The sequence below is a fragment of the Sporichthya brevicatena genome (genome assembly GCF_039525035.1).
Lineage (GTDB): Bacteria > Actinomycetota > Actinomycetes > Sporichthyales > Sporichthyaceae > Sporichthya > Sporichthya brevicatena.
In genome coordinates this window covers 25,092-35,473 of sequence record NZ_BAAAHE010000029.1, presented here as the reverse complement: position 1 = coordinate 35,473, position 10,382 = coordinate 25,092, and the positions used below count along the sequence as shown (strand labels likewise).

Annotated in this window: 12 protein-coding genes and 1 pseudogene; 8 read left to right on the top strand and 5 right to left on the bottom strand. The window is 72.2% G+C overall.

Going from position 1 to position 10,382, the window contains the following annotated elements:
* Both ABD401_RS17040 and ABD401_RS17035 read left to right on the top strand, forming a co-directional pair.
* Positions 1–1,218 (top strand): annotated as a pseudogene (locus ABD401_RS17040) (hypothetical protein); the annotation flags it as partial.
* Between the two features lie 5 nt (positions 1,219–1,223).
* Complete coding sequence (locus tag ABD401_RS17035) at positions 1,224–1,514, top strand: hypothetical protein (protein WP_344606886.1); 291 nt, start codon at positions 1,224–1,226, stop codon at positions 1,512–1,514.
* A gap of 57 nt (positions 1,515–1,571) precedes the next feature.
* Here the strand turns inward: ABD401_RS17035 and ABD401_RS17030 are convergent, their stop codons facing one another.
* The 4 genes from ABD401_RS17030 to ABD401_RS17015 form a co-directional block, all read right to left on the bottom strand.
* Entirely contained in the window at positions 1,572–1,874 is a 303-nt protein-coding gene (locus ABD401_RS17030; RefSeq protein ID WP_344606885.1) for a hypothetical protein, read from the bottom strand.
* Positions 1,871–3,076: a tyrosine-type recombinase/integrase gene (locus ABD401_RS17025; protein WP_344606883.1), complete on the bottom strand. Its 1,206-nt coding sequence runs from the start codon at positions 3,074–3,076 to the stop codon at positions 1,871–1,873. The genes ABD401_RS17030 and ABD401_RS17025 overlap by 4 nt, the downstream gene beginning before the upstream one ends.
* Before the next feature lie 187 nt (positions 3,077–3,263).
* Complete coding sequence (locus ABD401_RS17020; protein WP_344606881.1) at positions 3,264–3,866, bottom strand: TIGR03086 family metal-binding protein; 603 nt, start codon at positions 3,864–3,866, stop codon at positions 3,264–3,266.
* A gap of 67 nt (positions 3,867–3,933) precedes the next feature.
* Positions 3,934–4,974 (bottom strand): MBL fold metallo-hydrolase, encoded by a 1,041-nt coding sequence (locus tag ABD401_RS17015; protein WP_344606879.1) that lies wholly within the window; start codon positions 4,972–4,974, stop codon positions 3,934–3,936.
* A gap of 68 nt (positions 4,975–5,042) precedes the next feature.
* Here ABD401_RS17015 and ABD401_RS17010 point away from each other — a divergent pair, with 68 nt between their 5' ends.
* The 6 genes from ABD401_RS17010 (at position 5,043) to ABD401_RS16985 (ending at position 9,382) form a co-directional block, all read left to right on the top strand.
* A complete protein-coding gene (locus tag ABD401_RS17010) occupies positions 5,043–5,252 on the top strand; it encodes a hypothetical protein (protein ID WP_344606877.1) in 210 nt (69 codons plus the stop codon).
* A 29-nt stretch (positions 5,253–5,281) separates the two neighbouring features.
* On the top strand, positions 5,282–6,409 hold the full coding sequence (locus ABD401_RS17005) for a Nif3-like dinuclear metal center hexameric protein (protein WP_344606875.1): 1,128 nt from the start codon (positions 5,282–5,284) through the stop codon (positions 6,407–6,409).
* A gap of 77 nt (positions 6,410–6,486) precedes the next feature.
* Positions 6,487–7,230 carry a zinc ribbon domain-containing protein gene (locus ABD401_RS17000; RefSeq protein ID WP_344606888.1) on the top strand — a complete coding sequence of 248 codons (744 nt, stop codon included), beginning with the start codon at positions 6,487–6,489 and terminating at the stop codon, positions 7,228–7,230.
* Entirely contained in the window at positions 7,231–8,415 is a 1,185-nt protein-coding gene (locus ABD401_RS16995) for a bifunctional RNase H/acid phosphatase (protein ID WP_344606874.1), read from the top strand.
* Positions 8,412–9,074, top strand: coding sequence for an NUDIX hydrolase N-terminal domain-containing protein (locus tag ABD401_RS16990; protein ID WP_344606872.1), 663 nt, complete (start codon positions 8,412–8,414; stop codon positions 9,072–9,074). Before ABD401_RS16995 ends, ABD401_RS16990 begins: the two co-directional genes overlap by 4 nt.
* Before the next feature lie 80 nt (positions 9,075–9,154).
* Positions 9,155–9,382 carry a VOC family protein gene (locus ABD401_RS16985; protein WP_344606870.1) on the top strand — a complete coding sequence of 76 codons (228 nt, stop codon included), beginning with the start codon at positions 9,155–9,157 and terminating at the stop codon, positions 9,380–9,382.
* Here ABD401_RS16985 and ABD401_RS16980 read toward each other — a convergent pair.
* Positions 9,351–10,358 (bottom strand): zinc-binding metallopeptidase family protein, encoded by a 1,008-nt coding sequence (locus ABD401_RS16980; protein WP_344606868.1) that lies wholly within the window; start codon positions 10,356–10,358, stop codon positions 9,351–9,353. The genes ABD401_RS16985 and ABD401_RS16980 overlap by 32 nt on opposite strands.
* Between the last annotated feature and the right edge of the window lie 24 nt (positions 10,359–10,382).

The window sequence follows — 10,382 nt, the reverse complement described above, 5'->3', positions numbered from 1 at the left end:
AAAGAGGCCGACTCGTTGGAGTCTCGTCAGCAGAAGCTGCGGGCCACCGTGGACGACCTCGGGGCGTCTCTCGGGACGGTGCTGTTGCCGGCGGCGGTCGCCATCACCGGGAAGCTGCAGTCCTTCGCGTTGTGGGCGGAGAAGAACCAGGGCACGGTGAAGGCTCTCGCGGTCGGTGTCGGTGGCCTCGCCGCCTCGGTCTGGGTCATCAACGCAGCTGTGAAGGCCGCTACCGCGACGAAGAAGGCGTGGAACGCGGTGTCGAAGGCGTCGGTGACGACGGTGAAGGCCCTCACCGTAGCGTCGAAGGGTCTGGTGCGTGGTTTGACGGCTGCCGGGGCTGCTGCCGGTCGGGCAGCAATGGCGACGGGCCGGTGGGCCGCCTCGACGGCTGCTGCCGCTGCCCGGGCGACCGCGTCGACGGTGGCTGCTGTGGCCCGGCAGGTCGCGGCGTGGACGGTGATGGCGGCTCGGGCTTTGGCGAATGCCGCGAGGATCGCCGCGGCGTGGCTGATCAGCCTCGGCCCGATCGCGATCGTCGGCGCCGCCGTCGCCGCCCTGACCGTCCTGGTGGTGAAGAACTGGGACCGGATCAAGAAGACGATCACCGGTGCCGCGACGGCGGTGCTGAACTTCATCAAGGCCCGGTGGCCGGCGATCCTCGCCGTCCTGACCGGGCCGTTCGGTCTCGCCGCCCTCGCGATCGTGAAGAACTGGGACCGGATCAAGAGCGGCGCCAAGGCCGCGTTGGACGCCGTGAAGGCCGCGTTCAACACTTTCGTCGGGTTCGTCGCCGGCATCCCCGGCCGGATCGGGTCCGCGCTGGCGGCGGTGGCGAAAAAGATGATCGACCCGTTCCGGCGGGCGTTCAACGGCATCCGCGACCTGTGGAACGGCACCGTCGGCGGGTTCGGGGTGAACATCCCGTCAGTGGGGATCGGGCCGTTGAAGACCCCGGGCGTGAACTTCACGATCCCGCGGATGCACACCGGCGGGATCGTCCCGGGCGCCGGTGACCAGCTCACCATGCTCAAGGGCGGGGAAGGGGTGTTCACGCGGGAGCAGATGGCCGCGCTCGGTGGCGGCGCCGGCGCCGCCGCGCCGACCGTGAACATCTACCCGACCGCCGACTCACAGCGGTTCATCGAATGGCTCCGGTACGAGGTCCGCGTCCAGTCCGGCGGTAACGCCCAGAAGTTCTTCGGAGGTGCCCGGTGACCCGGATGCGGCCATCCACGTACGCCACCGCCCTCTACGGGCACCTGGCCCGCGAAGTGCAGGCCCGCGGCCGAGGCGACGACATGGTCGCCATTCACGAGCGCGGCGGGATCCAGGTCGTCGGCGAAGCACCCGACGAGGACCCCGCCGCCCTCACCATCGTCGTGTACGTCGACGGTGAACCCTGGGTGCGTGTCCCGTGGCGCGACGCCGGTCTCGACCCGGCCGACGTCGAAGCGATCGTCACCCGCGGGCAATGGCCTCCGAGGGAGATCCCGGACGACGGTCTCGGATAATCACGAAGCGACGCCCCCGCCAACTAGCTCTTGGCGGGGGCGTCGCTGTGACCGGTGTCAGCCCCTGGGCTTGCCGTGGAACGCCTCGATCACGTCCGCCGCGGAACGGAACGCCTCCGCCAGACGGGCAGCAACGTCCGGGTCCATCTCCCCGAGCTTCACCTCGTCCCACACCGACACGCGGGTCACGCCCCCGTCGCCGGGTTCACCGTCGATCGTGATCTCCAAACCCGGGTCGAAGAACCAGGTCCGCGCCAACGGCTCCGGGATCGCCGGGCGGCGGACACACGCGCCGGTGTGGCCCGGGCCGGCGACGTGCTCGCAGCCGTGGACGCAACTGTCCAACGCAGTAGCGGTCATCGTGTCTCTCCTTCGGTTGCAACGTCCGCCGACCCGGACAGGACGACGGGATCTTGGGTGGCGAACTGGGCGAGACGATCCGCGATCTCCCGCTGGCGCCCATCAACCTCATGCAGGTACCGCAACGCAGCCCCCGGGGACGACTGCCCCGCGCGGGCCATCAACTCCCGCAGGTTCGCGCCGGCCGCCGCCGCGTACGTCTGCCCGGTGTGCCGCAGATCGTGGAACGTCAAGTCCTCACGCCCCGCGGCCTCACGCGCCCGCCGGTACACCTTGTGCAGCGCCGACGCCGACATGTGTCCGCCGCCCGCGGCCGGGAACAGCAACCCGTCCCGCCCGGGCTGGGCATGGTCGCGCAGGTGCGCCCGCAGGTCCTCGACAAGGTGCGGGGGGATGGTGACGTCTCGGACACCCGCCGACGACTTCGGTGCCTTGACCACGATGCCGCTGGACTTCGTGGCGGCGGCGGCCTGGCGGACCCGCAGCACCCTGCCGTCTAGGTCGACGTCGGCCCGGCGCAGCGCCGTGATCTCCCCGAACCGAAGGGAGCACCAGCACGCCAACAACGCCATTGCCCGGTACCGCTCCGGCAACGCCGCCACGATCGCGCCCAGCTCGTCCAATGTCGCCGGCCGGATCTTCCTGGACCGCTCCGTGACACCGCCGCCTTTGACGAGGCACGGGTTCGACCCGAGAAGGCCATCCTCCACCGCGGTGGTCAGGATGGCGCGCATCAGGGCGTAGGCGTGGGCCCTCGCGGTCGGCGTGGACGCCTGCTGCGCGTACCAGGACCGGACCGCCGGCGGGGTGATCTCCGCCGGCGGGAGATCCCCGAACGTCGGCGCGAGCCGGTTCTCGAGGAGCTGCTCGTACAGCTCCCGTGTCCGCACCGCCAGCGGCTGACCCTTCCGGTTGGTCCGCTGCGCGATCCACGTCCGGGCGTAGGTCTCGAAGGTCGGCACCTCGGTGGGTGGCGGGGTGGTGAGGTCGGGCGGGGTCCAGGTGCCGTTGTTGATGGCGGTGCGCTGGGCTGCGAGGTAGTCCTCGGCGGCCTTCTTCGTGTCGAAGGTGAGGGGCTTGTTCGCGGCGGTGCGGGCGGTGTGGTGGCGGCCGTCGGGGCCGTGGAACCGTGCCTGCCAACGGCCGGACGGGAGCTTGCGGACGTTGCCGAAGGTGCGGGTCCTGGCGCGCCGGGCCGTCATCCTGTGTCGCCTTCCGTGCCACGAAAATGCCATACCGAAGGTACACGGGACTGCATCAGGTTGCACGAGGTTTCACGACGGGTTCGAGAAAACCGCAGGTAGAAGCCCCATCCGGCGGTCCTGACCTAGGGCTTCGTCAGCGCCGTTTCACAGGTTCGATCCCTGTTGCGCCCACCCAGCTACCGGTTCACGGCGTCCAGGCCGGGTCCCGGCCCGAGAGACCGAGGGCGCGCACGAACGGCGGGGCGTCGGCGGGCACCTCGACGACGGGGCCGAACAGGCCGTCCCGGCTGTCGGCGAACTCCGGGGCCGCGGCCAGCTGCGTGAACCCGAGGACGGCACCGGCGCTCGCCTCGTCGCAGGCGAAGTCCTGGCCCGTGGCGCGGGCGAGGTCCCAGCCGTGCAGGACCAACTCGTCCAGTGCCACGACGCCCATCACCTCGGCCGGCATGGTCACGCCGCCCGCGGTCGCCTCCCCGGCCCAGGCCGCCGGGTCGCGCCAGGCCTGCGCGAGCTCGCCGAGCTGCTGGGGCAGCAGGGCCCGCCACTCGGGGTTCAGCGCGACGTCGGTGGGTGCGCCGCCACGCGGCGCGTCCGGCGGCGGCGGGACCTTGCGCGCGGCGTCGGTGAACGCCTGCGTCAGGCCGAGGAAGTGCTCGAGCAGGGCGCCCACGGTCAGCCCCGCGCACGGGGTCGGAGCGGCGAGGTGCCCCTCGCGCACCCCGTCGAGCAGGCGAGTCACCTCGGTCGCGGCGGCGGTGAGGTCGGGTCCGGGCTGGGTCTCGGGCATGGCGGGGTCCTTCCGGTCGGGGTTTCACCGGGAAGGACGGCGCGGCCGCCCGAAACTCATCGGACGGTCAGCCCGCGACCTCGAAGGTGAGCCGGCCCTCGCCGTCGACGGACTGGACGACCTCGCCGCGTTCGGCGAGGACGACGAGGTGGGCCCAGGTCTCGCCGACGGCGAGGATCTGGTTGTAGGTGTTCAGGTCCGCGAACGGGGTCTCGCGGCGGGTCCAGCCGATCGCCTTCGCGGCCTCGGCGGGGGAGCCGGCACCGACGCGGATCGCTTCGAGCGTCGCCGCGAGCCGGACGTCGTGGTGGTGCAGCAGCTCCTTGACCCGACCGTGGACGCTGCCGCCGGGGGTGCCGTGGGCGGGGAGCATCAGGGCGTCCGGGTGGCTGAGCAGCAGCCGCAGGGAGGCGAGGTACGCCGTCAGCGGGCTGTCCTGGCGGGCCGGCTCGAGCCCGATCGACGGGGTGATGTGCGGCAGCACGTGGTCGCCGGTGAACATCACCTCGGCGTCGGGGTCGAGGTAGACCAGGTGGCCGCGGGTGTGCCCGGGTGTCTCGATCGCGGTCAGGCTGCGCTTGCCGGCGTCGAGGACCTGGCCGTCACGGATCCACTCGTCCGGCGCCTCGTAGGACTGGCGCGAGATCTCGCGCTCCTCCGGCTGGATCGTGGCGGCCCACGCCTGCCCCAGGTCGGGAGCGCCCCAGGCCGGCAGCAGGCGCAGCAGCGCCGCGTCGTTCGCGGACAGGATGCTGTCCAGGTTCGGCTGCTCGCCCGCGCCGAGCGCGACCTTCGAGCCGAACAGGCGACGCAGCTCGATCCCGAGCGTGAAGTGGTCGCGGTGCATGTGGGTGACGAGGAACCGACGGACTTCGTCGAGCCCGTAGCCGATCAGGGCGAGCGACTCCTCCAGCTGCGTGCGCGCCTCCGCGAGAGCCCACCCGGAGTCGATGAGCACGCAGCCGTCGGCGGGCTCCGGACCGGCCGGGAGGACGTACACGTTGACCGCGCGCAGGCCGTCGTTCGGCAGCGGGAGGGGGATGCGGTGGACTCCGGGTGCCACCTCGTACGCCCCCGGCGCGGTCCAGTCGCTTGGTTGATCGGTCATCTTTGTAGGTTGGCACGAGGACGTGACGGATCGGGAACCGGGCTGGTCAGGGCCGCGTCGAAGCCACCATGGAGCCGCAGGCAGCCGTCGTCCCGTCCTCCCGTTTCCGGAGCACTCCGGACCCGGTGACGATCGGGTTGTCGATGGTCAACTGGCTGGTGCTGATGCTGCTGATGTGCGGCTACCTGCTCGCGTCGACGACGAACGACGGCGCGAAGCCGGCGGGCTCCTCCTCGGAGATCGGCTCGGCCGGGATCAGCAGCACCGCCACGCGCTGAACCGCGGCGGCGCCGGGTAGCCTCCCGGCGTGCCTGCTGCCCTGCGCGACGTGGTCAAGGTCGTCGAGAGCCGTTACGACCCCCGCTGGGCGGAGTCCTGGGACGCGGTCGGACTCGTCTGCGGTGATCCGGACGCCCCCGTCGAGAAGGTCCTGTTCGCGATCGACCCGGTCGCCGAGGTCGTCGACGAGGCCCTGGAGTGGGGCGCGGACCTGCTGATCACCCACCACCCGCTGTTCCTGCGCCCGGTGCACGGCGTCCCGGCGACGACCTACAAGGGCCGCCTGGTCCACCGCCTGATCGCCGGCGGCTGCGGGCTACTCGTCGCGCACACCAACGCGGACTGCGCCACCGGTGGAGTCTCCGACGCCCTCGCCGACGCGCTGAGGCTGCCGCCGGGCAAGCCGATCGAGCCGCGGCCGTGCGACCCGATGGACAAGATCGTCACGTTCGTGCCGCACGCCGACGCCGACCGCGTCCTCGACGCGCTCGCGATCGCGGGCGCCGGCGCGATCGGCGACTACGACCGGTGCGCATTCACCTCCGAGGGCACCGGGACGTTCCGCCCGCTGCCCGGTGCCAACCCGACGATCGGCGCGGTCGGGAAGGTCGAGACCGTTGCGGAGACCCGGCTCGAGATGGTGCTGCCCCGCGACCGCCGCGGTGCCGTCCTGGCCGCGTTGCGCGCCGCGCACCCCTACGAGGAGCCGGCGTTCGACGTGATCGAGCTCGCCGGGGAGGTCGGCCCGCGGGGGACCGGCCGGATCTGCGTCCTCGACGAGCCCGAGCCGCTGTCGATGTTCGTCGCCCGCGTGCGCGACGGGCTGCCGGCCACCGCGGGCGGCATCCGCGTCGCCGGGGACTCCACCCGCCTCGTCCGCCGGGTCGCGCTCTGCGGCGGGGCCGGCGACTCGCTGCTCGGGGCCGTGCGCTCGCTCGGCGCCGACGTCTACGTCACCGCGGACCTGCGGCACCACCCCGCGTCCGAGGCCCGCCAGGCCGACGGCGCCCCCGCGCTCGTCGACGTCGCGCACTGGGCGAGCGAGTGGCCCTGGCTCGCCCGCGCGGCCGCCGAGGTGGAGGCCGGCTTCGACGCCGGGGCCGTGCAGGTCCGCGTCTCGCAGATCGTCACCGACCCGTGGACGCTGCACATCTGAGCCCTTCCAGGCCAGGTGACGGTGCGACCGGCCCGCGCGGGGATACGGTGGGAGACCGCACCCTTCAGGAGGATCCGCTGAACGTCGCTCTCGCAGACCAGTGGCGGCTGCTCGACCTGCAGGCTCTCGACACCCGCATCGACCAGTTGGCCCACCGGCGTCGGACCCTGCCCGAGACCGCGACGATCGCGGAGCTGGCCGTGCGCCGCGACCAGGTCCGGGACCTGCTCGTCGCCGCCGAGACCGAGGACTCCGACATCGCGCGGGATCAGACGAAGGCCGAGGCCGACGTCGACCAGGTCCGCCAGCGCGCCGAGCGGGACCAGAAGCGCCTCGACGCCGGCCAGGTCTCCTCGCCGAAGGAGCTCGAGAGCCTCCAGCACGAGATCGCCAGCCTGGCCAAGCGGCAGGCCGACCTCGAGGACGCGGTTCTGGAGATCATGGAGCGCCGCGAGGCGGCCCAGGCCCGGATCGCCGAGCTGACCGCGGAGCGGGACCGGATCGCCGCCGACCTGGAACGCACCGAGGCCGCCCTGGCCGCCGCGACCGCCGAGATCGACGCGGAGACCGAGAAGGTCGGCGGGGAGCGGGCGACGCTGGCCGGCGGCCTGCCCGGTGAACTCGTCGCGCTCTACGAGAAGGTCCGGGCCTCCTCGAACGGACTGGGTGCGGCCGCGCTGCGCCGGGGTCGCTGCGAGGGCTGCCGGATGGAGCTCTCGACGACGGACCTGAACAAGGTCCGCGCCACGCCCGAGGACGAGGTCGTGCGCTGCGAGGAGTGCCGGCGGATCCTCGTCCGCGTCGCGGACTCGGGGTTGTAGATGGCGCGTCGGCTCGTGGTCGAGGCCGATGGAGCGGCCCGCGGCAATCCCGGTCCGGCGTCCTACGGTGCGGTCGTGCGCGACGCCGACACCGGTGAGGTCCTCGCCGAGCGCGCCGCCACGCTCGGGATCACGACGAACAACGTCGCCGAGTACTCCGGTCTGATCGCGGCCCTGGAGGCGGCCTTCGAGCTCGACCCGGGCGCGCAGGTCGAGGTCCGCATGGACTCCAAACTCGTCATCGAGCAGATGGCCGGCCGCTGGAGCGTCAAGCACGAGAACCTCAAGCCGCTGGCGAGCAAGGCGAAGCGACTGATCCCGGCGCAGGCGCAGGTGCGCTGGACCTGGATCCCGCGGGGCGAGAACGCGCACGCCGACCGGCTCGCCAACCTGGCGCTCGACGGCCGCGGCCCGGACGCCGAGCCGCCGCCCGGCGAGCGGACGGGGGAGATCCGCGTCGTCTCCGCCCAGCCGTTGGCCAAGGAGGTCGCACTCGACGAGACCGGCCCGATCCCGAAGATCATCGGCTGGGCCACGGACCTCGGGCACGTCACGACGCTGCGCCTGCTCCGTCACGGCGAGACCCCGCACACCATCGAGAAGCGGTTCTCCGGCGTCCGGTTCGACCCGCCGCTGTCCGAGCGCGGGCAGCAGCAGGCCAAGGCCGCCGCCACCCACCTCGCCGCGAACGGCGGCATCGACGTCATCGTCTCCTCGCCGCTGCTGCGTGCGCGCCAGACCGCGCAGGCGGTCGCGGACGCGGTCGGGCTCGAGGTGATCGTCGACGACGGGTTTCGCGAGTGCGACTTCGGCGACTGGGACGGCCTGACCTTCGCGGAGGCCCGGGCCCAGGCCGGGGACGCGCTGTCGCAGTGGCTGTCGAACCCCGAGATCGCGCCGCCGAACGGGGAGAGCCTGCTGCAGGTCGCGGCCCGCGTGGCCGAGGCCCAGCAGCGCATCCTCGCCACGCACGCCGGGCGGGGCGTGCTGATCGTGGCGCACGTCGGCTCGATCAAGATGCTGATCCGGGAGGCGCTGGGCGCGCCGATCTCGACCATCCACCGCCTGCAGCTGGACCCGGCGGCGCTCTCGACCGTCCGCTGGTACGGCGACGGCAACTCCGCGGTGCACGCCTACAACGAGACCGCTCACCTCGGCGAGTGGAAGCGGGTGGACGGATCGTGAGTTCCGCGGACCTGCCCGAGGTGCCGGAGGACCTGCCGGGCGTGCCGGCCGGTTCGCCCTGGCTCGCCTGGGCGCGCAAGCTCGACGCGATGGCGCGCATCGGTTCGACGTTCGCCTCGAACCCCTACGAGACCCGGCGCTACACCGAGCTCGCCGCGATCTCGAAGGCGATGCTCGCCGAGCTCTGGGCCCGGCCCGAGGTCGAGCTGCCCGAGCTGTACCACCCGACCGAGGGGTACGTGACCCCGAAGGTCGACGTCCGCGCCGCCGTCTTCGACGACGAGAACCGGCTGCTGCTCGTCCGCGAGGTCGCCGACGGGCGCTGGTCGCTGCCCGGCGGCTGGGCCGACGTCGGGGACTCCCCGGCCTCCTCCGCCGAGCGCGAGGTTCGCGAGGAGTCCGGCTTCCACTGCCGGCTCACCCACCTGATCGGCGTCTTCGACGCCCACGACCCGGGCTCGCCGTTCAGCGCCTACAAGATCGTGTTCGCCGGCGACATCATCGGCGGCGAGGCCGGCGGTGACCACGAGACCGACGGCGTCGGGTTCTACACCCGCGACCAGCTCCCGCCGCTGTCCCACCGCCGCACCCCGGACCGGGTCGTCGACGCGATCTTCGCCCACCGCGCCGACCCCACCCGCCCCGCGCTCTTCGAGTAACTCCTCCCCACGAAAGCGCAGATCCGTACGCGTTTTCCTCGGATTCGGCGTACGGATGTGCGCTTTCGTGGTGCAGAGCGATGAGTTCCGCCGACCAGGCCGAGGTCGACCACTACTGGGACGCGCTCGTCGAGGGCGGGCAGCCGAGCTACTGCGGGTGGCTGAAGGACAAGTTCGGGCTGTCGTGGCAGGTCGTGCCCGAGCCCGTGCTCGAGCTGCTGAACGGGCCCAAGGCCAAGACGGCGTTCGAGGCGATCAGCAAGCCCGAGAAGATCGTCATTGCGGACGTGCAGGCGGCTTGCGCGTGACCAACGTGTGCACGAAGCGGAGCTTTTCGAGCACCGCGGGGGAGAGCACGAACGGGTAGAGGTCCTCCTTGCCCATGCTCCGGTTGACCGCGTTGAGCGCGTAGGTCAGGGGGAGCCAGGAGTTCACCAGGTCGTCGAAGTCGTCGGTCTCGATCGGGACCGACGCGAGGGGGGCGTCGGGGTCCGGCGGGACCTCGACCTCCGGCCCGGCGACGACGATCCCGAACGCGGACGCCGTCTGCAGGGCGTCCCGGATGTGCAGGTAGTGGGCGAACGTCTCGGCCCAGTCCTCCCACGGGTGGGCGGTGGCGTAGATCGAGACGTGGGTCTGTTCCCACCCCGGCGCCGGCTCGGAGGAGTAGTGCGCCGCGAGGGCCTCGGCGTAGTCGGCCCGCTCGTCGCCGAACAGCTGCCGGGCGGTCGGCAGCGCAGGGCCGCCGTCGACCAGGCGCATCCAGTAGTAGTGCCCGACCTCGTGGCGGAAGTGGCCGAGCAGGGTCCGATACGGCTCGTCGAGCCGGACGCGCATCGTCTCGCGGTGCCCGTCGTCGCCCTCGGCGAGGTCGAGGGTGATGACGCCGTCCGCGTGGCCGGTCGTCACCGGCTCGTCGACCGAGGAGAGCAGGTCGAACGCCAGGCCGGGGCAGTCCGGCGTGGTCTCGACACCGAGCCCCAGGTCGTCGAGCTGGTAGAGCAGCCGACGCTTGGCCGCCTCGGCCCGGGCGAAGGCGGCCATGCCGTCGGCGTCGTCGTCGCTCGGGCGGGTGCGCGTCAGCTCGCAGCAGTCGCAGAGTCCGCCCTCGGGCGCGATCCAGTTGCACTCGGCGAGGACGGCGTTGTCGCACCGCGTCGCGGGCGTCGCCAGGACGAACTCGGCCGTGGCCCGGTCGAACCCGACCTCGGACTCGCAGTTGAGGCAGAGGCTGTTCTCGAAGAACAGCAGATGCCCGCACTTGGGGCAGGAGAAGGAGCGCACGTCGCGACGCTACCCCGCAAAACC